This window comes from Desulfogranum japonicum DSM 18378, from assembly GCF_000429945.1.
GTDB classification, from domain to species: Bacteria; Desulfobacterota; Desulfobulbia; order Desulfobulbales; family Desulfobulbaceae; genus Desulfogranum; species Desulfogranum japonicum.
Genome location: NZ_AUCV01000052.1, coordinates 17,322 through 39,112, shown reverse-complemented (window position 1 = coordinate 39,112; position 21,791 = coordinate 17,322). Strand labels below are relative to the sequence as shown.

18 protein-coding genes are annotated in these 21,791 nt (G+C 45.3%); 12 read left to right on the top strand and 6 right to left on the bottom strand.

Annotation, left to right across the window (positions count from 1 at the left end; all coding sequences use genetic code 11):
• Positions 1-768 (top strand): hypothetical protein (locus G493_RS0119120; RefSeq protein ID WP_028581695.1); only part of this gene is annotated, 768 nt, incomplete at its 5' end.
• A 139-nt stretch (positions 769-907) separates the two neighbouring features.
• On the opposite strand, the gene pabB is transcribed toward G493_RS0119120, so the two are convergent.
• Positions 908-2,644 carry an aminodeoxychorismate synthase component I gene (pabB, locus tag G493_RS0119115; RefSeq protein ID WP_028581694.1) on the bottom strand — a complete coding sequence of 579 codons (1,737 nt, stop codon included), beginning with the start codon at positions 2,642-2,644 and terminating at the stop codon, positions 908-910.
• 256 nt (positions 2,645-2,900) lie between these two features.
• Here pabB and G493_RS0119110 point away from each other — a divergent pair, with 256 nt between their 5' ends.
• Positions 2,901-3,236 carry a hypothetical protein gene (locus tag G493_RS0119110; protein ID WP_028581693.1) on the top strand — a complete coding sequence of 112 codons (336 nt, stop codon included), beginning with the start codon at positions 2,901-2,903 and terminating at the stop codon, positions 3,234-3,236.
• Positions 3,237-3,821: 585 nt separating this feature from the next.
• Here the strand turns inward: G493_RS0119110 and G493_RS0119105 are convergent.
• The 4 genes from G493_RS0119105 to G493_RS0119090 all read right to left on the bottom strand — a co-directional run bounded on the left by G493_RS0119105 (position 3,822) and on the right by G493_RS0119090 (position 10,100).
• Positions 3,822-4,229: an integration host factor subunit alpha gene (locus G493_RS0119105; RefSeq protein WP_332308227.1), complete on the bottom strand. Its 408-nt coding sequence runs from the start codon at positions 4,227-4,229 to the stop codon at positions 3,822-3,824.
• A gap of 730 nt (positions 4,230-4,959) precedes the next feature.
• Positions 4,960-8,124, bottom strand: a complete 3,165-nt coding sequence (locus G493_RS0119100; protein WP_028581691.1) for an efflux RND transporter permease subunit — start codon at positions 8,122-8,124, stop codon at positions 4,960-4,962.
• 39 nt (positions 8,125-8,163) lie between these two features.
• Positions 8,164-9,129 carry an efflux RND transporter periplasmic adaptor subunit gene (locus G493_RS0119095; protein WP_161629856.1) on the bottom strand — a complete coding sequence of 322 codons (966 nt, stop codon included), beginning with the start codon at positions 9,127-9,129 and terminating at the stop codon, positions 8,164-8,166.
• 116 nt (positions 9,130-9,245) lie between these two features.
• A complete protein-coding gene (locus tag G493_RS0119090; protein ID WP_028581689.1) occupies positions 9,246-10,100 on the bottom strand; it encodes a PAS and helix-turn-helix domain-containing protein in 855 nt (284 codons plus the stop codon).
• A 638-nt stretch (positions 10,101-10,738) separates the two neighbouring features.
• On the opposite strand from G493_RS0119090, the gene G493_RS32500 reads away from it, so the two are divergent.
• From G493_RS32500 to G493_RS32495, 10 genes are all read left to right on the top strand, one after another.
• Positions 10,739-11,209 (top strand): hypothetical protein, encoded by a 471-nt coding sequence (locus G493_RS32500; RefSeq protein ID WP_051309586.1) that lies wholly within the window; start codon positions 10,739-10,741, stop codon positions 11,207-11,209.
• Between the two features lie 186 nt (positions 11,210-11,395).
• Complete coding sequence (locus G493_RS0119080; RefSeq protein WP_028581688.1) at positions 11,396-13,411, top strand: TonB-dependent receptor plug domain-containing protein; 2,016 nt, start codon at positions 11,396-11,398, stop codon at positions 13,409-13,411.
• 258 nt (positions 13,412-13,669) lie between these two features.
• Positions 13,670-14,302 carry an FmdE family protein gene (locus G493_RS30155; RefSeq protein ID WP_035275187.1) on the top strand — a complete coding sequence of 211 codons (633 nt, stop codon included), beginning with the start codon at positions 13,670-13,672 and terminating at the stop codon, positions 14,300-14,302.
• A complete protein-coding gene (locus G493_RS0119070) occupies positions 14,299-15,129 on the top strand; it encodes a class I SAM-dependent methyltransferase (protein WP_051309584.1) in 831 nt (276 codons plus the stop codon). Before G493_RS30155 ends, G493_RS0119070 begins: the two co-directional genes overlap by 4 nt.
• Positions 15,130-16,218, top strand: coding sequence for an ABC transporter substrate-binding protein (locus G493_RS0119065; protein ID WP_153306589.1), 1,089 nt, complete (start codon positions 15,130-15,132; stop codon positions 16,216-16,218). It begins immediately after the preceding gene.
• Positions 16,218-17,219: a FecCD family ABC transporter permease gene (locus G493_RS0119060; RefSeq protein WP_028581685.1), complete on the top strand. Its 1,002-nt coding sequence runs from the start codon at positions 16,218-16,220 to the stop codon at positions 17,217-17,219. The genes G493_RS0119065 and G493_RS0119060 overlap by 1 nt, the downstream gene beginning before the upstream one ends.
• Positions 17,216-17,992 (top strand): ABC transporter ATP-binding protein, encoded by a 777-nt coding sequence (locus tag G493_RS30150; protein WP_051309582.1) that lies wholly within the window; start codon positions 17,216-17,218, stop codon positions 17,990-17,992. Before G493_RS0119060 ends, G493_RS30150 begins: the two co-directional genes overlap by 4 nt.
• Before the next feature lie 11 nt (positions 17,993-18,003).
• Entirely contained in the window at positions 18,004-18,423 is a 420-nt protein-coding gene (gene exbB, locus G493_RS0119050; RefSeq protein ID WP_028581684.1) for a TonB-system energizer ExbB, read from the top strand.
• A complete protein-coding gene (locus tag G493_RS0119045) occupies positions 18,416-18,796 on the top strand; it encodes an ExbD/TolR family protein (RefSeq protein ID WP_028581683.1) in 381 nt (126 codons plus the stop codon). Before exbB ends, G493_RS0119045 begins: the two co-directional genes overlap by 8 nt.
• A 4-nt stretch (positions 18,797-18,800) precedes the next feature.
• Positions 18,801-19,655: an energy transducer TonB gene (locus G493_RS32495; protein ID WP_051309580.1), complete on the top strand. Its 855-nt coding sequence runs from the start codon at positions 18,801-18,803 to the stop codon at positions 19,653-19,655.
• A 13-nt stretch (positions 19,656-19,668) separates the two neighbouring features.
• On the opposite strand, the gene G493_RS30140 is transcribed toward G493_RS32495, so the two are convergent.
• A complete protein-coding gene (locus G493_RS30140; RefSeq protein WP_051309578.1) occupies positions 19,669-21,594 on the bottom strand; it encodes a hybrid sensor histidine kinase/response regulator in 1,926 nt (641 codons plus the stop codon).
• Positions 21,595-21,791 lie beyond the last annotated feature (197 nt).

The window sequence follows — 21,791 nt, the reverse complement described above, 5'->3', positions numbered from 1 at the left end:
GGAGCTGACAAAAAAACGATTTCAAATTGGGAGAGACGATTTGCGGAACAAAAATCTACTTTGATGCTGTACTCACTTTGTTTCAATTTTATTTCCCTCACCTTTGAAGGTGACGAACTCTACACCATTGTGGGAAATCGAACAGATCCGTCTGCCTCTAAAGGCTGGACAGCCGTGATCATAGAACGTAGCAGTAGTTTCATCGTAGACCAAAAATGCGGAGAAAAAAATGAAAGTCTCTTCAGAGCCGTTATGGAAAAGATGTGTGACTTTATTGATAACACTGGTGACGTTACGTTTTTTTCAGATGGTGAAAGACGATATGGGAACGTACTTTTTGAAATATGTTCTGAGGTACTGGAAACCGGCAAACGTGGACGCCCACCGCGAGTACTACCACGTGGTGTCAAAGCTCGCGTTAAAAATAAGGGGAGCCAACAGAAAAAGAAAGGCCGCAAGCGTCCTAAATACCATGCACCATGGCGCGAACACCCAGATACAGCCGACTGTCAAGATTCTGAAATTAACGCAAATCACCTTGAGGCGCAAAATGCTTCTATCCGCCGCCGGAACAGTGCATTTCGAAGGCGAACCAATACCTACGCAAAAACCACGGATGGATTACAGCGCACTTTGGATGTTCACCAGATCATCCATAATTTTGTTCGGCCTCACTGGACAACAGGAGTGGTGCCTGCTGTGGCGCTTGGAATTATCTCAAATGCATTGACATTGATCGATATTTTAACAATGCCCAGGGCCTTTTAATCGATCAAAAAAGACTGGAGGGGAAACAGCTTTTTTATCCCGAGAACGGTCTAACCCCAGTGTCGCTCACAAGTAGTTATTGGGCTGAAGCTGAATAAATTGAGGGATAATCCCCCCCCTTTGAATAATTACGGCAGAATTAATCCATTGTAATTGCAGCCCGCCGCCATTTTCTCACAGAATTAATACAATATATTTCCTCTACCTCGGCCAGTTCCTCCACGCAAATTACTTCTTCGGCCACAGTTCCTTCCTCGATAAGATGATCACGGAATGTACCTGCCAGTAAACCACAGGGTGTCGGGGGCGTCACGAGTTTGCCTCCTCTTTTCACAACAATATTTGAAATACATCCCTCTGTCACCTCGCCCCTTTCATTGTAGAGGATGACTTCGTCAACATCTGGAAAAGGGGCCTTTCTCTCTCCATATACAGTGCGGTTGGTTGTTTTATGAAAGAGGAATATATCGGTTGAATCGACGGGCTCCTTTGCCAGGGCACAGGAACATTCACCGGAAGAACTTATGTCCTGGGGATAGATCTCAAGTTTAAGCTCTCCCTGCCTTGAAACCAGCAATCTTACTCTGTGAGGACTATCCTTCAGCCTCTCTTCCATCTCCTCCAGTGCCTGTTCGATTTCTGGCATATTCAGTGGTACAGAAAAATATTCGGCAGAATATTTCAGTCGGGCCAGATGTTTTTTTAAAAGAAAATAGCCGGAACCGGGCTCCCATAAAATCGTCTCCAGCAGTTCAAATTCTCTGTAATTTCCCTCCAGCACCTTAGCCTTTACAAGGGTTTCTACCCACTCAGACTGTGTTCTGGAGTCCCAGACAATCCCCCCACCTACACCATACTCCAGCATATTGTTTTCGATAAGCGCTGTCCTGATGGCCACGTTCCAGCAGCAGTCTCCCGTGGGTGTGATAAGCCCGATCGCCCCTGTATACACTTTGCGTGGTGTGCTCTCCAAGTCCCGGATAATCTCCATGGTATCCACCTTCGGTGCTCCTGTGATAGACGCACAGGGAAACAGCCCCTGTAAAATGGTGCAGACACGGCCTTGACCTTTATCTTGGTCACCCTTTGCACAAACTCTCCCGGTCACCGTCGATGTCATCTGGTGAACCGTCGGGTATTTTTCAACATCGAACAGGCTAACCGTTGTAACCCCGCCGGGCAGGGCCACCCGACCAATATCATTTCTTATCATATCGACAATCATGATATTCTCGGCACGATCCTTTATGGATTGTTTCAGCCTCCCGACCATCTCAAGATCTTCCCTGTTGGTCCGGCCCCGGCCAATTGTTCCCTTCATCGGCTTTAAAGTAACCAGGTCATTTTCCAGGGTAAAAAACAGCTCCGGAGATATCGAGCAGATAGCGAAATCCTCTGTTGCGATATAGGCTGCATATTCCGATGGCTGCTTTTTTATAAGGGCACAGAAAAAGCTGTACGGATCTCCTGAAAATTCCCGGTTTATCCGGTAGGTGTAATTTACCTGATAGGTTGCTCCCCGGGCAATTTGCCTTTTTATCTGATCAATTGCCCGTTCATACTCGTCCCTTGTAACTGAAGTCCGTTTTTCTCCCAGAGAGAAGCCGCCGTCCGGCTCGGGAAGAGTCGCTCTAATAACCACAGGGCTGCGATACAGGCCAAGGCAAAGGAGAGGAAACCCTTCCGGCTGGCGAGTCACAAGGGCATCATCAAAGGCGGGAGCAGCCTCATAGGAAATGAATCCCGCCACCCAGAGCTTGGATGCTTCCGCCTGGTGAAGCAAGCCAGTCACCTTATCGACCCTGTCTGTCACGAGCAATTTCTCAGGCTGCTCAAACTGGAGCCATTTCTTGTCGAACCTTAACAGTACTTTCACGCCACCTTCTCTCTCCAGCCTCTCTTTTGATATTTTTGGGCCTGATAAGCAGCTGGGCTGCCAACATTTCTTTATTCCTGCTTAACCTGCTTCCGTTTCCCAAAAAACGTAAGTGATTACAGCGCGCCCACGGAGTCTACGCTTACCTCTTTGAACGATCACAAAATAGAAAGGGGACGGATTTAGTTTTAATAACAATATAATGCACCGGATAAACCGGTGATCATCACGTTATGGATTATAAAGGAGCTGTATTATGACAGGTTTAATAGCAAGAATTGTATTTTTATATTTTTATTTGATGATGTACGGTCTTCCTTTAATACTTTTATTTATATTAGATGAAAATTTGGGCATAGATATTTTTTTATACTTTCCATATGGTGAATTCGTTGAATCTGTCGTATTAATATTTCTTTTAGGCATAATGCTAATCTTGCCTGCATATCGGTCAAAATTGGCAAGTGAGGCGTATGGTGAAAGAAATATGAAATTTTGGCAAGCGCATACTGTTTCTGGTGCAATATTAAAAGCCAATCTTAGTTTTCTACCTATAATTGGTTTTTTGTTTGATTCAAAGAATGATAAATAAATTTTCCATAACCACCCCCCCTCACTTGGACCCAGAAAACAGCGCGAGTCCGGTGAGGCGGGCGTTGAAAATTTTAGGCAAACGCAATTCTAACTTATTGGAGTCACAATCTTGTTTCTTCAGATATTAGGCGAAAAAGCCGTGTGTAACTTGTTGAAATTATTATAAAGCAAAATTAACTCGTAATCAGTAGGTAATGCAGAATCTACAGCAGCACCCTATCGAGAAATGTCAGCCCTGCTGATTATGAAAAATACATGAAACTCAAAGAGGCAGCTTATAGAACGCGGCCACTATGATTTGACTATCTCAGGATAGTTGATCATTGTATTTCGCTCAAAATCTTTCTTGCCATTTTGTCGTAGCAGGTAAAGAGATTTTGGGCGAAACGAATTGCTGGTTTGTGGCTGGATGCTTTATTCTCCAATACGCTGTGCGCCAATGGCCATAGTCAGAGAGTTATACACCGTTGAAGTATCTGTAAATACTTGCCGTTTTTATAGGCACCCCGAAAGGGCAACATGCCTGGAAAGGGTGTTCAATATTCGGTTATTGAGACACAGGCGCTTTTGGTATGATGATATCTCATACCGGTTCTGGCGATCCTGCATTGATTTTATCTTTTAATTTTCCAGAGGTATGAAAAGTTACCACTCTTCTTGGTGCAAGGAGGAGATCTTCTCCTGTTTGTGGGTTTCTTCCTCGTCTTTGCCTTTTATCGTTTACGATGAACTTGCCAAATCCGGAAATCAGCACACTTTCGCCTTCAATAAGGCATTTCTTAAATAAATAGAGAAACGTCTCCAGGCTATCACTGGCTTTTTTGGGAGAAAAATCTTCATGCTTTTTAATGATCTCTTTTATTATACGAGATTTTGTAAGTTTCATTTTCTTCTCTGTAGTTCTAACGGGGGCAGTTGGCCCAACCTTATTATATTTAGTGAGTGCCTGTTCATAAATGGCGTTTTCGCTTGATAGCTGTCTTATTTCCAAAAGTTGAACCACGATGATAAGTATAGACCCTGATATCGACTATATACCTGTGGTACAATTTTGAATGTGCCTTGATCTTGAACGAAAATCGTCATTTGGAGACGGGCACTAATGGAACACAGGAGCGTAACTTTTACGTCCTATGTACTTTTTGGGAGGTATGCGAGAGCTTCCATTGGAATAAAAAGCATGGAGACAAAAATAGTTTGATCTCCTTAAAACAGAAAAAATGACACCTCCACCATATCGTTGATTATGTTACGTTATTTCGCTTGCTGTTGTCAAACCTTCATCAACTATTATTTGAAAAAATCTTGTGTTTAGAAGGGGCTTGTCTGGATAATGAGTGGGCCTGGCTGTTTTCTTCTTTTTTCACCTATGCCTTTTAGGGTTAATAATCATTTTTCATTCCATCAGAACAAGGTATTTTATATGGTTTTCAAAAAGCCCAATGATTTGAATTCATATATCTTCATATCAGATTTATACCCAGGATTTTAAAAATCGAGCTCGCCCAAATCCGAAGCACCTGCACCAGGTACAACTCAGAACTAATTGAAATATAAGTGTTGTTAACCCCGTGATCAGTTACCAAGGAATGATTCGCTTAGAAGAGTATTATAGGGAATTATTTTCGTACGGCTCCTCTATCAATATTTGGGTACACTTTTCCGTGGAATGGAAAAAACGTTTCTCAAAACCCGTACTCTACGGGTCTTCTGCCTTTGCCTTAATCTTGTTTCTTCGCAGTTTCTGTCAAGTGCGTAATGATGTCCCACTGGGCAGGAACTAATATAATAGTGAGAATGGTTGCTGTACAGAGCCCGGTAACAAAGGTCATTGCCATGCTGCCCCAGACTATTGAATATTCAGGAATGCCGAGGGCCATGGGCAGGAGCCCCAGAGTGGTTGTCAGGGTGGTCAAGAGAATAGGGCGCAACCGGGTATTGGTTGCCTTGATAAGAGCTTCCCTTCTTTGCATTCCGCCTTGGTAGCAATTATTGATAAAGGCAACTAACACCAGGGAATCGTTCACAACCACTCCTGTCACTCCAATAACTGCGACAAAGCTGTTGATGGTAAACAGCGTACGGGAGAGAAGTGTGCCAAAGGTAACTCCCAGCAAGGCGAACACCACCGCCGCAATGATAATCATGGGTTGCAGGTAAGACTTAAACTGGGCGGCAAGAATCAAATAAATTAAAATCATCGCAATGGCAAAAGCGTAGGAAAGTGAAAGAAAGGATTTTTGGGTGGATTCATGCTCTCCGGCAAAGCTCAGGGTGGCTCCCGGATATTTCTGCCGGATGTTGTCATAGTGTGCCATTGCTTTATCCACAATCATAGGTGGAGAGACTGGGGATGCTGTTCGGATATTTGCAGTGAGTGTTATGGAACGTTGTTGCTGAAAACGATTGAGGATGCCCGGCTCAACAGAATACGCTACCTTGCAGACATCGCGAAGCCTGATCATCCCTGTTGGTAGATCAACAATCGGTGTTTCAAGGAGATGAACCGGATCAATTTGCTCCGGTCGCTTGAGTTTGACGATAATGTCGATCTGTTCATCTGCAAGTTTCATCAATCCAACAGTCTGTCCATCACCTGTTGCGGCGGCTATTTCTACAATTTTTTGAGGAGATAATCCCAGTTCAGCGGTTTTTTCACGGTCCACTTGAATGCGAAAAATTGTATTTGCCTGTCCCTGATCGTCTCTGAGGTCAACTATCCAGGGGGACACCGATTGCTGTGTATTGAGAAAATGCTTCATTTCCCCGGCCAGTAGCTCCACATTCTGTGCATTGTTGCCAAGTACACGGATAGTGATGTCCTTGCCAATCGGAGGGCCGTCTTTTTCTGGTCTGACAACCAGGGTAAACTGCTCTGGAATATGTTTCGCCAGACGTGCACGAATATATTCAAGATGTTTGATCACATCGTTTTGCGGATAATCGACAAAGCGCCGTGTATCCACGGGAGGGAGGGTTACGGCTACGTGCCCGAGTGTCCGGCCATATTGTGGAGTGAAGTCGTCGTCTATGTAATATCCGGCAAATCCAAGTGCTGATTCGGCCATTTCAGGCCCATCTTCATGGAGAAGAGCAGCGATATTTTTTACTACTGTATTGGTTTGAGTTATTGAAGTGCCTGAGGGAGCAAAGATCTCCACATAATAGAGAGAATAATTATCAGGAAAAAACTGGATGCGGATGAGGTTCGATTTGCCCATAAATGACAGGGCAAAAATACTGATTGCCGTGACAAAGGCCAGAATCAGGAGCACCTGGGATGTAAAACGGTATCGCAGGGTGAGCAGGATGAGTTGATTGGAGATGTTACGGGTAATTTTCATCACTGCATTTTCTTGTTCAACCTGTGTCACTGGCAGGTTGGGACTCATGGGAGCAGGTTGCTCACTATGGCCGAATTCCAGGTAGTGACAAGGGAGAATTACCAGACATTCCAGAAGCGATGCCAGCAGGGCAAAAACGATTGTTTTGGGAATAATAGCAAAAAAATCGCCTACCATACCTGTCATTAATAGCATAGGCATAAAGGCCGCAATGGTAGTGAGTGTGGCTGAAACTACAGGAAGAAAAACTTCTGAGGTTCCCACTGCGATAGCCTGTTGAACAGGTTTGCCTGCTTTGGCATGACGGTAGATATTTTCCACCACAACAATGGCATCGTCAACAATGATGCCGCTGACCAGAATGAAGGCAAATAAGGATACTTCATTTACAGAATTGCCGGTAACGTACATGAAAATGAGGGTTACCAGAAAGGCAAATGGTATGCCAATGGTTGTGAGAGCAGCGTTTCGCAGGCCCATGAACAGCCAGATTATACCGCAGACCAGTATAATTCCGACAAGCAAGTTGACTCCCAGAACACGGATGGAATCTTTAATTCGAATGCTGCTATCCTGGGTGACGGTGAGGCGAATCTGTTCATCTGCATAAAATGGAGCCAGATTTTTAACAATCTCATGAACCTTGGCTGCAATGCGCAGGGCATTACCCTGTTCCTTTTTCAAAACCTGCAGGGTTACGCAGTCTTCCCCGTTGATTGAAGCAAGAATGTACGGTTCTCGGTAGGTTACCTGCGCCTCATCAATGACATCAGCCAGGCGAATAAAGGAGCCATCTGCATCGGTACGGAGGATGGTCGCCAATACCTGTTGTCTGGTGGTGAATTGCTCATCGACCCGCAGGCTGAACTCACCATGGCTGGAGAGAACATGGCCTGCAGGCAAAGAGATGTTTGCCCGGCCCAGTGATTCCGTGACTTCTGAAAAGGTCAAACCATATTGTTGAAGTTTGCCGGGAGCCAATTGGATATGGAATTCACGGGTGTATTCACCTTGAATTTTCACTCGGCTTACTTCGGGGATACCTGCTAAAGGAATCTTGAGTTCTTCAGCAACCAGCTTCAGGGTCGTGTTGGTGTGACTGCCGGATACATTGACGCTGACCACCGGAAACCAATCACCAACATCAAGAAAGTTGAATACCGGCGGGTCTGCCAGTTCAGGTAGGTTTCCGGCAATGGAAAGCACCTTGATGCGAACGTCGTCATAGATTTTTCTATAGTCGCTATTATCAGGAAATTTAATAACAATATTTGATCTGCCCTGATAGCTACTTGAGCGAATATAGTCGATTTCTTCCAGTTCCTCCAGGCTGTCTTCAATTTCCCGGGTTACCAGAGTTTCAACCTCTTCAGGGGAGGCTCCAGGCAAATATGTATTAATGTACATTTTGCCGAAATGAATGTTGGGGTATCGGTCAACAGGAATACGCAGTAAGGTGAACGTACCAATAATAATTAACAGGATAAACAAAAGGTTTAAAACAACTCTCTGCTTCAGGGTAAAGAGAACCAGTTTATCCATGGGGTTACGTTGACTCCGCACTTGTGCTGGTTAAAAAAATCACGGGAAATCAGCAGGTGTTATTTTCAGTAACCGGTCAGTGGTGTGTAATTCTGGAGTTGAAATAATAACAGATGCACCATCTGCAGAAGTCCCAAGAAAGATGACCTTTACTTTCCGCCCATCTTCTTTGACAATCCAGTAACTGTCATAGCGATTGAGCACAGCCGATTGCGGAAGCAGAAAAGTATTATCTTCGCTTTGCACTGTCAGCTTGATTTGTGCGCGGATTCCGCTGCGAAGAGGTTTTTTCAGATTCGGCTGAACACTGTTTACAATAAGATCAACGGGAATTTTTCTGGTTCCAGTATGAAAACCTGGAGATATATGATGGATTTTTGTTGGTACAGTGGCATCCACATCTGGCAGATAGAGAGAAAGCGTTTCTGTTTCTTTAAGGGCCTGCAGTTCGTTGAAACTCAATGCCATGGAAACAAGGAGATGCCTGAAATCGCCAAGAGTGGCAAGAGATTGGCCAGGCTGCACGTACTCTCCCGGTTCAATCATGCGTTGCATCACCTGCCAGCCTTGTGGCGCACTGACAGTGTGTCTGGCTTGATTTTCCAACAGGCGAAGCCTTTCGTTTGCGAGGTTCTGTAATTGTATTTCATGGAGCGATGCCTGTAATCTTACGTTATCCAATTTCGCCAGGGTTGTAGAGTTTTTTTTCCACAGGCTTGTATAGCGCTCCAGAGTCTTTTTTTCATTGGCGAGTTGCTGCTGAACTTTCTGCGCCGATAGATCGTTAGCCACGAGATCCAGACGAATAAAGGTGTCATCCACACTGGCAAATATCTTTGACTGGGGAACTGTTTCTCCCACATCCGCAAACACCTTCAGGCATTTTCCGTTAACCTCACTACTGAGTGACATCTCTTGTATTGGCCGGGTAAACCCTGTGAATAATACCTGTCGCGTATATGGCAGGGGAGATATGGTTTCGTCTGCTTCAATTTGTAGAGGCATAAGTAGCACAGGGATGGCGAATGCAAGCAGAGCTGCGAATTGAACGAACATCGTAGAGTGCGGCCTGATAAAGACCAGCATGTTCTTTGGTAACAAAATTCTGGAAAATATTCCGTTCATTGCAGGCTGAGCAGATAGGTTCGTAAATTAGTCCCTGTTTTGGAAATTCCAAGTTTATGACGAAGTTTTTTTCGATGAAAACTTACCGTGGCAACGGAAACGTTCAACATGTCAGCAATATCCTGGCTTGATTTTCCCTGACGAACCATGGTTGCCACCTCAAGTTCCTGGGGGGTGAGTATCAGGTTGAGCGCAGACAGACGTTTCAAAAAAGGTGAGAGAACATCCTGTAAGTGATTTTCTGCTATGTCCAGCAGATTGCTTGAACGCGAATCCAGATTGGTGCCATGGAGTTTTTCCAGATAGGGGAGTACAAGCTCCTGGATGTTGGCGACAAAACGGTCCTCCATTTCCTGTTTATCTTTGTCCCTGTGTTCAAGCAATACTTTCAGGGCGATGTTGGTTTCTTCCAGGGCATTGGTTTTTGCTTTCAGTTCAGCTTCCTGCTGTTTGAGTTTTTCCTGCGCAAGGATAATGGGCGTTATATTGTCATGGGTGACAAGTACCTTGTTCTCCCCGGATTTTTGATAGGGAACGATGCGTAAACTGAACCACCTTTTTTCCGTAGGCGAGTGGCATGGGTACTGGGTGAGAAATTCACTGATTTCCCCAACAATTACCTGTCTTATTGCCCGGGCTATATATCTGCTGTTACTGGCGTCATCAGGTGCAGATTCGCATATACGCAGATAATTGAGACCTACACAGTCGATCGGGCCAACCATTCCATTAGATTTGGCAAACTCCTGCCAGGAACGATTGGTCTCTATGATAATACCCTGATTATCCAGCACAGCGACATGGGTTGCAAGAGAGTTGACAATGACTTTGTACATATCCTGTGCAGACATAATTTCCTCGGGGTGCGGTAATAGTATTCACTATCATAAGTTAACCTTTTTGTAGACTCTGTCAAGGTTACAATGTCTGGGACATATGGGTCAATTTTAAATGATTTTTTTGATGGGTATTAAGGGGGGAACGCCAAAAATAAATTATCCAATCTTGCTTGTCTCTCAACCAGGTAACGTCGTCACGTCAATGGTTCCATACTGGCCGTATTGAGCCATTGACGTGACGACGTTACCAAGCCGATATCCTACGCAGTTTTTGGATAGTGAGTATTTCCTGCAACCCTAACTTTTTGAAAGTATTTTGTTTCGTTTTTTTGAGAGCAATTTGTTTTCAACAAGAGTTTGGAATCGATTGTTTAAAGACGAAAGTGGAAAACTGCAGTCGATACCTGAATACTTTTTTGTCAAATTTGGGACAAAATTGCTCGTTTATGGAGGGTAAATGTGGAAAAATGTACCATTATTGTCACGTGCTGTATGTGCCTGTGTTCTTTATCTTGCTGGAATTATGTTTTTTTATCTTTTCTTTTATGTCTGGCCTCTGTTTTGCTTTATTGAAAATATCGTTGTTCTTAAAAAGAATAACGTGTATAGAGCTGGAAAAATAAACAGTGAGGTGACATATGAGAACAGATATGAAAGTCGTAAGAGATACGCCCTCTGTGGAAGGTACTCTTTTTTCTATCACAGGCAGGGTGGCTTTACCATTTGCTGTCACAGCAGATATTTTGCTTAAGCAGGAATATCTGAAAACCGGGGATGTTCCTATGGTATGTGGTGATGGAGAACCCAAAGGGCATACGTTACGGGGAGGAGGAGTTCGTCTTGCTGACATAATAACTGAAGCAGATGTACATATAACGGAACATAATGACAGTAAAAAAATGTACGTGGTTGTATCCAGTCGAGATGGATATGCAACGGTGTTCAGCTGGCAGGAGATATTTAACACCGCTAATGGAGAAGGCGTACTTATTTTGACAGACAGCAATTATGAGTCCATGAAAATGGAAGAAGGGAGAGTGGACCTTATTTCTCTGGGAGATTATCTCAGTGGACCTCGAAGAGTTCGTGATGTTGCTCAGGTTGACATTCGAATGGTTTGATTTTTGTAACCAGTTGAAAATATATCAGACTTTCAAGTCTTATCCATCCCCCTTACGTCGTTAAGATTTTTTTTACACTTCGTTGTTCTTTTACTGAATAACGAAGTGTGTGGGCAAGAGGTCGAGGTATTGCGGTCGCAGCGCAATTTTAAATCAGTAAAATATGTGAGAGAAGAGTTGGGTTGTATGAAAAAAGGAGCGAGAAGAAAACGGTATGCAATCCTGGGGTTGCTGCCTCTTTGTGTAGCTATTCCTACCATTGCCATGGGTGAAGTCACTGCTGATGAAGATAACGTGTTTACGTTGGGAAAAATTGAAGTATCCACCAAGGGTGAAGAGAATAAGAACACTACTGTGCAGAGTGTGAGCAGCGATGAGCTGCGCAGCTTTGAGCGCCAGACAGTGGGGGATGCCCTTCCTTTACTCCCTGGAGTAAGTGCATCAACAACCGGAGCCCGTAATGAGCAGACGCTATATGTACGCGGGTTTGATATTAAGCATGTACCTCTGTTTCTTGACGGCATTCCAATTTATGTGCCTTATGACGGCTACCCGGATCTTGGAAGGTTTACAACTTTTGACCTTTCTGAAATTGTTCTTTCCAAAGGATTTACCTCTGTCCTGTATGGGCCCAATACCATGGGTGGTGCGATAAACATGGTTTCACGGAGGCCGGAGAAGTCTTTGGAAGGAGATGCAGGTATCGGCATAAAGTCTGGTGAAACATATTCTGCTTACATGAATGCCGGAACCAACCAGGGTAAATGGTATCTTCAGGTAGGTGGGTCCTATATCAGCAGCGACTATTTTCTCCTTTCCGATAACTTTGATGCAATGGAAGCGGAAGATGGCGATCATCGCGAGAATTCCTACTATCGTGATGAAAAAATGAACCTCAAGCTTGGCTTTACCCCTAACAGCGAGGATGAGTACGCTTTCAGCTATATTTATCAGCATGGTGATAAAGGAACCCCCCCATATGTAGGCAGCGATCCGGATGAGAAGGTCCGATACTGGCGATGGCCATACTGGGATAAACAGAGCTACTATTTCACCTCAAAGACGACTCTTCCAGGGAAAAGCTATATAAAGTCAAGGATTTATTACGATGTCTTCAAGAACTCTCTGTGGAGTTACGACGACGCTACCTACTCAACTATTTCTGCAAAGTATGCCTTTCGCAGTCATTACGATGATTACAGCAATGGTTTCTCCCTGGAAACCGGCACCAAGATACTTGACAATCATCAGATCAAACTTGGGTTGCATTATAAACTCGATGCTCACCGTGAACAGGATGAAGGGCAACCGACTCTGGAGTTCAAGGATCAGATTCTCTCTGCAGGCCTGGAAGACACCATTACTTTTTCAGACTCCCTTTATACCATCACCGGTGTCAGCTACGATACGGTAAAGACACTGGATGCCCAGAACCTTCAAGCTTCCGGAGAAATAACGGAATTTGCCCACGAGAGTACAGCGGGTATCAATCCCCAGGTTGGAGTGTTTTACCTGCCCACGGATAAAGATACGATGCATGCTTCGGTGGCGATGAAATCCCGGCTTCCTTCCATAAAAGATCGCTACTCCTATAGACTTGGCAAAGCTATTCCAAACCCTGATTTGGATCCTGAAAGGTCCATTAATTATGAGTTGGGATATGAAAACAGGCATATGGATAACCTGCGTTGGAAAACGACCCTGTTTTACAACAGTGTCAGCGACTATATCGATCTGGTGACGATTCCAGACCCGGACGATCCAACTACAACAACTACCCAGAATCAAAACATAGAGGATGTCGATATCTACGGTGTTGAGGTGGAAGTTGCAGCGTTTCTGTTCGAATCCCTGGAACTGGGTTGTAATTATACCTACACCTATGCAGATAACAAAACCAGTGATGTGGAATTGACAAATATTCCTGAACATAAACTGGTTCCATATCTTCGACATACCCTCTACGATCGCCTCATTACCCAGTTGGATGCTGAATACAATTCCAAGCGATACAGTTCCACCGACGGCGACAGGGTAGCAGATGAATTTGTAGTGGTCAATTTCAAGATGACCTATGACTTTGGGCAGGGCATTTCTGCGGATGCCGGAGTCAGCAATATGCTTGATGAAAATTATGAACTGGAAGAAGGGTATCCGGAACCCGGGAGGACCCTCTTTGCCAACCTGCGCTACAGGTTTTAGTCCGTCCGCATTTCCCATGAGTGCATTTTGCTGAAGAAGCAAGCCACCGGGTAAGCCGAAGCCGGGAAACAATGTTTTTGCTTTCCGGCTTATCATACCCGGTGGTGGACTGATACCAAAAACGAGGTCATATGCAGAAACGATAGCGCTTGTTTACTTTTAACTATTTGCTATGACGATATAGTTTGTCTTTAAGAAATTCCATATGCTCTCAATATAGTAACAGGGCATGAGGGCGCCCAATCAGGAGGAAACAGTATGGACACATGGAAAACTACATTTAACAAACAGCTGGATGCAGCGGTTAAATTTCATGGTCATCTCTGCCTTGGGCAGGTCATCGGTGTTCGTATGGGGATGCTAGGGTTACGCAGTGTTGGTATCAATGACCCCTATGGTAAGGATCGGAAAAAATTGATTGTGTTTGTAGAGATTGCCAGGTGTGCCACTGATGCAATCATGACCGTAACCGGAGCCAGAGTCGGACGTCGAAGCCTTAAAGTTATAGATAATGGCAAGATGGCAGCATCATTTTATAATCTGGAAACAGGGCTTGCTGTGCGTGTGGCTCCTGTTCCCGGAATAGAAGATCTTTCGCGGGAAATGTTTCCCGAGCTTGATGCAAAGGCAGCCCCCATGCATGCTTTTAAAGAATTATCTGACGACAAACTCTTTACCATCAGACCTGTAAATATACTGCTCAAGGATGAGGATATGCCTGGGCCACCTGTTCGTACGGTACGTTGTTCCGTTTGCGGAGAAAATGTTCTCGATGCCCGCGATGTAGAGCATGGCGGGCAGGCCTTCTGTAAATCCTGTGCCCAGGAGAATGCGTACTATGTGCTTCCTCCGGATTACAGAAATACATCCCAGGAGGTTATCTGTCCATGACTGTAGCATCTTCTTCTGTACAGGAATCAGCCATTAACTGGAATCATGCCTGGCAACTGGCCCGTCGTAAAAAAACTACTAAAAGCAATGGCCCCACGTATTGGAATCATCGCGCCCCTTCCTTTGCCGATCATACCCGTAAAAGTGAGTACTCTCGTAAGTTTATGCAGGTGTTGGCTGCTCAGAAACATTGGTCCGTACTTGATGTTGGGTGTGGAGCTGGCACTCTGGCAATACCCCTGGCCAGTAAGGTTCGCAGGGTAACGGCAATTGATTTTTCAGAGGTTATGATAGGGCTTCTCAGAAAGCGATGTGCAGAGCTTGACCTCTCCAATGTAAATACATCTGTTGTGGCCTGGGAGGACGACTGGCAGGATGCGGGAATTATGCAACATGATGTGGCTATTGCCTCCCGTTCTCTTACTGTGGAGGATCTGGGTGCTGCATTGCTCAAATTGGATCGAATTGCCCGTCATCGTGTAGTCATCTCCTCACTGGTTGATGACGGGCCATTTGACCGTCGAATATTTGATGCAATTGGCAGGGAGCTGGACAGGGGACCGGATTATATCTATGCCTATAACCTGCTCCATCAGATGGGCATATATGCTGATGTTTCCTTTGTGGTGGATACTGACCGCCGGAAATCCTTTTCAAGCCTGGACGAAGCAGTTGCCGGATATGACTGGATGATTGATAATCTCACGTCTGAAGAAAAAGAGCGATTGCGCAGCTACCTTGCCAGCCATCTGGTTCGCAAGGGAGATGGATGGACTCTGGATTACCAGCATGTAGTACGCTGGGCAGTTATTTCATGGAGTAAATAGATGTGTATTTTTCAACGTATCTTAGGTGGCTATCTCGGGATGACATTGTCATTTAAGGGCAGATTGTCTTTGCTGTGCGCGGTAATAGTGTTCGTGCTTTTTCTCCAGGTTCCCGCCGGCATGGGCAGGGAAATAGTCGACATGAGTGGCAACCGGCATACCCTTCCAGACAAGGTTACAAGGGTCTATTCAGCGTCACCACCAGGAACATACCTGCTCTATGCAGTAAAACCGGAAAGTATAGTGGGTTTGAATTTTCCCCTATGGCAAAACGAAAAACTTTACACGACTAAACAATATCAACAGCTCCCTGTGATCGGCGGTATGGTAGGGCAGGGAAGAACAGTGAATCGAGAAGTGTTGCTGCAGGCAAAGCCAGACTGCATATTAGTCTGGTGCTGGAAACAGGGAGCGGCAAATAAAAAATTTGAAAACAGCCTGCGCTCCCTTGGAGTGCCTCTTGTCTCTGTACATCTGGAAAGCATTTACGATTACCCTCAAGCAATAACGTTCCTTGCAGACCTCCTGGATGAACAGCAACGCGGTGAGAAGTTAACCCGATATGCACAGGAGGCACTCAAACAGGCTGAACAAATAGTTAGGGAATTAACTCCGGCAGAAAAAATCCGAGTGTACTATGCAGAAGGACTTGACGGTCTGAGCACTGAAGCGAGTAATTCCTTTCATGTGGAGCTTATCCCTCTGGCAGGCGGCGTGAATGTACACCAGGGGGAGGCGGCAAGCGAGTATGGGATGGAGAAGATCTCCATGGAAAAGCTCATGCTGTATGATCCTGACTGTATTCTGGTAAAAGATCAGAGGTTCTTTAAGCAGGTGTGGTCTGATCCTAAATGGCAGGTGCTGCGGGCTGTGCAGAATAAGCGGGTGTATCTCATTCCTCACGATCCGTTCAATTGGTTTGACCGGCCACCATCCTTCATGCGTCTCCTTGGCATTAAATGGATGTTGAGTATACTTCATCCCCAAAAGTTTCCCCTTGATATGGTTGCTGAAACCCAGACGTTCTACAAAATGTTTTTAGGGGTCGATATCACTGTGGAGCAGGCAAAGGAGATTTTGGAGCTGTGATGCGTCTAACCTTTCTCTTTCTGTTGCTTTGTATTATTGCCTGTTTCTCGATGCTTTTGGGGAAGTATCCTTTGGCATTCAGTGATTTCTGGTCGTTTTGGAGTTGGAAATTTTTTGGAACAGAACCACTCCATCCCCAAAAACAGGCATTACTGGCAAATATATTCTTTGAAATCAGATTGCCCAGGATACTTGCAGCCATGCTCATCGGAGCAGCTCTTTCTGTTTCAGGTACATCCTATCAGGCCTTATTCATCAATCCCCTGGTTTCTCCAGGCGTGCTCGGCGTGTTAGCCGGTGCCTCCTTTGGAGCTGCTTTTGGCATGGTGTTCTCGCCCCATTGGCTGGCGGTGCAATGTTCCACACTGGTGTTTGCTTTCATTGCCGTGGGTATTGCGGTCTGCATCGGCAGAATCTACAGGGGAAGCTCAATCGTACTTCTGGTATTGGGTGGGATTATAAGCGGTGCCTTTTTTACAGCCATGCTCTCTGTTATCAAATACACAGCTGATCCCTACGATCAGTTGCCTGCCATAGTCTACTGGCTCATGGGCAGCCTTTCAGCGGTTGATCGTTTCACCATACTTGTTGTTGCCATTCCATCGTTAGTCGCCATTGTGGCAATTTCCTGCATGGGGCGCCAACTCAATATACTTAGTATGGGTGATGAAGAGGCGCAAACCATGGGTGTGCAGGCCCATGTCATTCGCAGGATCGTTATTTTCTGCGCAACGCTTCTCAGCGCGTTGACAGTAATGATCGGAGGCATGATTGGCTGGGTGGGGCTTATTATTCCCCATATTAGCCGCATGATTGTCGGGCCGAACAATCAGGTGTTGCTCCCTGCCTCGGCGTTGATAGGGGCAATCTATCTGTTGGTGGTCGACGATGTGGCCAGACTGCTGTTTTCCTATGAAATTCCAGTGGGCATTGCCACATCGTTAATAGGTATTCCTTTTTTTGTTCTGGTTTTAAAAAATGCACATAGGGGGTGGCAATGAGCAGCGTCATCGAAATTCAGCATGGCAGATATTTCATCCAGGCACGTAAAATTCTGGATGATATCACTTTGTCATTTGATCAGGGACAGATTATCAGTCTTCTCGGACCCAATGGGAGTGGAAAAACCACCTTGCTCAAGGTTTTGCTGGGACTTCTACACCCCCAGCATGGAGATATTCGCTATCATGATGTTCCCATTGCTACTTTGGGTTGCAGGCAGTTGGCTAAATATGTGGCCTATGTTCCCCAGATGCACAGGGAGGCTTTTGCGTACAGCGTGGAAGAGGTCGTACTCATGGGAAGGCAACCCCACAAGGATTTCTTCAGCCAATACACCCAAGAGGACAGGCAAATAGCACTGGGGGCTTTAGATAGACTGAATATAGGTCATCTGCGTAAACGTTCGTATACTGAGATCAGTGGCGGCGAGCGTCAGCTCACTCTCATTGCACGGGCCCTGGCTCAGGGGGCTGATGTGTTTATCATGGATGAACCTGTTAATGGATTGGACTATGGAAACCAGATGCGTCTGCTTCGGGATATCCATGTGCTTGCCAGAGACGGGTATACCTTTATCATGACCACCCATTTTCCGGATCATGCCATGATGGTATCTGACCGAGTTGTCATGCTTAAAGACGGCAAGGTTATAGCAGACGGAACGCCTAGAGAAACCATTACACCGGAAACCCTGTTTCAGTTGTATCGTATTCAAGTTGACTGTATCCCTTCAAAGGGAAATCCAGTGTATGTACCTGTTTGGGCGATGTAGAGAGAGTCTGTATGGATATGCTTGAGCAATATGTAGAGTACGGAATAATAGGTATCCTCGGGTCAGCCAGTGTTGCGGCTCTAGCCCTGGCACTGGATCGTTATTTTGTTTTTCGGCAGACCGATCCGCTTCACTTTCAGGATAAACGGGAACTGGAACTGCATCTAACCAGTAAATTGCATCTGCTGGCAACCATTGGAGTGAATGCTCCCTATGTCGGCCTCCTGGGAACTGTACTGGGAATTATGTGCACCTTTCTTTCCATGGGGCGATCCGGATTTGAGACTTCGGAAATCATGATCGGCCTGGCCCTGTCGTTGAAAGCCACTGCACTAGGCCTGGTAGTGGCCATTCCGTCAGTGATTTTTTACAATCTGCTTCTGCGCAGGGTAAAGGTAATGCTGCTTCAATGGGATATTGCCCATGGATGAACAGGAATTCAACTATCTGAATATTATCCCGCTTGTTGATGTCATGCTGGTATTGCTGACCATTGTGCTGATGACTTCCACTTTCATAGCTACAGGAACCATACCGGTGGATCTGCCGGGGGTATCTGCGCTTGAACAACAGAAAAGGGCTGAGAGTGTAACTATCATTCTGGATGCGGAAGGTAACCACTGGTACCAGGATACCTTGATGTCTGATGCAGAGCTCGTCAAGGCTTTTCATGACATTGATACTGCGACCAATATCCTGGTTCGTGCAGATCGGAATCTGCCGCTTCAATCTTTTGTGAGTTTGATGGATATGTTGAAAAATATTGGATTTACAAAAATACAGTTACATGCCCAGGAGCTATGACGAAATGAAGAAAAAGGCCGTACTCCTTTCCCTTGGGTTGCATGTGGGAATTGTGGGTGCCTTGTTGGCAGATCCTGTTGTTACGCTTGTTCAACCTGGTAGCAGTGTTGTCCTGTTGACGCTTCAGACCGCCGGCACAGACATGGCTGCGTCACCTGTGCATGCAGTGTCTGAAGACAAGGCCGGTAAGAGTACACCTCATGTATCGGCCCCTGAGCCTCAACATGAAAAGGAGATGGTTACTGAGAAGACGGTTGCCCAGCCCTATGGGGCGGCTGAACGTGCACCCTCTGCTGATAAAGAGAGAATGGCACCTTTGCAAAGAATTGTTGCAGGCGCGGTAAAAACAAAAGTTTCAAAGACATCTGTTACTCAGCGATCAGAGCAGGAAAACATTGTCTCAAACCTGACTGCAAAGAAATTGTATGATCCTGTAATTTCTTCGAATAATCCTGATGCTGGTAGACAAGATACTGTGATTGCGCAATCAGCATCTCAAGTTATCCCGGTAGAGTCATCAAAAGAGGGAGGCAGGCAAAATGATGACAATCAGGGCAAAGCGGCAAAAATTGCAGAGCAACGGTATCTGGGCAGGCATTTTGAGCATATCCGTCAACGCATACTTGACCATTTAGTTTTTCCTGCTGTTGCCAAGAAAATGCGTTGGTCCGGGCAGATGGTGGTCTCGTTTATCATTAAGACGGACGGTAAGGTAGAGCAGGTGAAGGTTGAATCCAGTTCCGGCTACACGATTCTTGATTCCAAGGTCGTGGCAACGATAAATGATATCCAGCCGTATCCTGCTCCCCCTGTTCAGGCCAAGCTACGCATTCCGGTTGCGTTCAGTTTTGTGAATTGATCATCAAATACTCTTAACAATCAAGAACTTCCCGGACTTTGCGAGTCAATTGGTCCAAAGTGAAAGGCTTGGCAAGAAAATGGATATCAGGGTCAAGCATACCGTGTCTGCCTAAAATATCTGCGGTATAGCCGGAAAAAAACAGTATTTTCATATTTTTGTGTATTGCCTGCATTCTTGCAGCAAGCTCTTTGCCATTCATCCCCTGCATAATCAGATCTGTGACTAGCAGGTCTACAGAACCCGATGCAATGGAAGCATCCAATGCACTTTCACCATCAGCGCAGGCTATTACGCGATAACCGAGATCTGTGAGTATTTCTGTGCTGACAGTACGAATTCCCTCATCATCCTCTGCCAGGATAATACTCTCTCCTGTGCCATGGGATTTTTTACGGGTGGTAAGGGGTACTCCAACTGGTGTTGTCTCGTCCACCCGTGGAAAATACATCATAAATGTAGTTCCTTTGCCTGGCTCAGAAGACAGGGTAATATAGCCATGATTCTGTTTTACAGCACCGAATACCGTTGCTAACCCCAGGCCTGTTCCTCTCCCCATAGCCTTTGTGGTGAAAAACGGTTCAAATACATGGGACACTGTTTCCTTGGTCATTCCAACGCCATCATCGGAAACCGTGAGTGTCACATATTCACCTGGTGCCAGGTCTGGATGAGCGACCGCAGACACCTTATCAATAATACAGTTCCTGGTTTCCATAACCAGGTTACCACCATTTATCATGGCATCTCTGGCATTTACTGCAAGGTTCAGTATTATCTGGTCAAATTGACCTGGATCAATCAGCACCATCCATAAATTGGGTTGTTTTTCTATGCGAAGAGTTATGTCTTCACCGAGAAGACGGTTGAGCATTCCCTCCAATTCGTCAAAGACGATATTTAAATCCAAAGGTCTTGGTGCAATGACTTCTTTTCGTGAAAAGGCCAGCAGTTGCCTGGTCAATTGAGCGGCACTTTCTGCAGCACGTTTGGTATTGTCAATATATTTTGCCAGGGGCGTGGCTTGGCCTGCAATTTTTTTTGCCAAATCAATATTGCCAATGATTGCAGTTAAAATGTTGTTGAAATCATGGGCAATACCTCCTGCAAGCAAGCCTATAGATTCCATTTTTTGTGATTGGAAGAGTTGTTCCTCAAGCTGTTTGTGTTCTGTGAGGTCAATGCCAACACCTGCCAGCATTGGTCCATCGGGCGAATCAACCCTCACCCCTGTTAAAAGAAAAGGAATCTCTTTGCCGTTTTTATGAAGCAGGGTGCTTTCCACAGCGTCAATCTCAATACCTTCTTCTATGATCCCCTTGGATGCTGTGACCGCCAGACTTCTTTCTTCCTTATTTGCATGCCAGGCACCAAGGTATTTACCTTCAATTTCTTTACCAGTATAACCCAACAAGGTTTCATGGTTCTTATTCCAACGTCTCAGGTGCAAATTACTATCGTAGAGATAAAATATACCTGGCAGGCTTTTGATCAACTGATCGAAAAAATGTTTCTCTTGAACCAGCGCCTGCTCCATGAGTTTTCTTTCTGTAATGTCTACAGCCACCCCAAGATATCCATGGTGTTTGCCTGAATCATCACGCAGCTGACTTAAAGTGAGAGAAACAATGAGTCTTGACCCGTCTTTTCTTTTATAGGTCCATTCCTGTTCGTTGACCTGGCCGGCTTCCACTTGTTCTGCAAAAACCTTAAAACCCTGACCCGGTATATCTATATTTTGTTCCAGTTTTTTGTTTCGTTGCAGTACTTCGTCTTTATCGTGAAAAAGAAGAGGTGTTGCACGTCCGACAAGTTCAGATGCACAATAACCAAGCATGAGTTCAGCACCACGGCTGAAGCCTGTAATCAGCCCCTCTGTATCCGTGGTAATCAGGGAAGTTCCCAGGGCTGAATCAAGAAGCATCTGCTCGTATTGCATTATATGAACCTCAATATAAGGAAAGGTCGTATAGAATTGTTTCGTTTTACACCGTGAAGGCACGCAATGGCTCTGCCCAGGCATAAGCAATTACTGTTCCTGAGTAATTCTAAGGTGTCTCTTGTCGCTTATGATATGTGATTATATCACATAATAGAGATATGTCTTCTCGCTGATAAGAAAAATACTCTGGAGAC

Excerpts from the sequence above, each read along its gene's own strand:
- G493_RS32495 (WP_051309580.1), top strand. The coding sequence starts at position 18,801 with ATGAAGAAAAAGGCCGTACTCCTTTCCCTTGGGTTGCATGTGGGAATT.
- G493_RS0119070 (WP_051309584.1), top strand. The coding sequence starts at position 14,299 with ATGACTGTAGCATCTTCTTCTGTACAGGAATCAGCCATTAACTGGAAT.
- G493_RS0119110 (WP_028581693.1), top strand. The coding sequence starts at position 2,901 with ATGACAGGTTTAATAGCAAGAATTGTATTTTTATATTTTTATTTGATG.
- G493_RS0119090 (WP_028581689.1), bottom strand. The coding sequence starts at position 10,100 with ATGTCTGCACAGGATATGTACAAAGTCATTGTCAACTCTCTTGCAACC.
- G493_RS30150 (WP_051309582.1), top strand. The coding sequence starts at position 17,216 with ATGAGCAGCGTCATCGAAATTCAGCATGGCAGATATTTCATCCAGGCA.
- G493_RS0119045 (WP_028581683.1), top strand. The coding sequence starts at position 18,416 with ATGGATGAACAGGAATTCAACTATCTGAATATTATCCCGCTTGTTGAT.
- G493_RS0119065 (WP_153306589.1), top strand. The coding sequence starts at position 15,130 with ATGTGTATTTTTCAACGTATCTTAGGTGGCTATCTCGGGATGACATTG.
- G493_RS0119100 (WP_028581691.1), bottom strand. The coding sequence starts at position 8,124 with ATGGATAAACTGGTTCTCTTTACCCTGAAGCAGAGAGTTGTTTTAAAC.
- G493_RS30155 (WP_035275187.1), top strand. The coding sequence starts at position 13,670 with ATGGACACATGGAAAACTACATTTAACAAACAGCTGGATGCAGCGGTT.
- G493_RS0119060 (WP_028581685.1), top strand. The coding sequence starts at position 16,218 with ATGCGTCTAACCTTTCTCTTTCTGTTGCTTTGTATTATTGCCTGTTTC.
- G493_RS0119095 (WP_161629856.1), bottom strand. The coding sequence starts at position 9,129 with ATGCCTCTACAAATTGAAGCAGACGAAACCATATCTCCCCTGCCATAT.
- G493_RS0119080 (WP_028581688.1), top strand. The coding sequence starts at position 11,396 with ATGAAAAAAGGAGCGAGAAGAAAACGGTATGCAATCCTGGGGTTGCTG.
- G493_RS30140 (WP_051309578.1), bottom strand. The coding sequence starts at position 21,594 with ATGCAATACGAGCAGATGCTTCTTGATTCAGCCCTGGGAACTTCCCTG.
- G493_RS32500 (WP_051309586.1), top strand. The coding sequence starts at position 10,739 with ATGAAAGTCGTAAGAGATACGCCCTCTGTGGAAGGTACTCTTTTTTCT.
- exbB (WP_028581684.1), top strand. The coding sequence starts at position 18,004 with ATGGATATGCTTGAGCAATATGTAGAGTACGGAATAATAGGTATCCTC.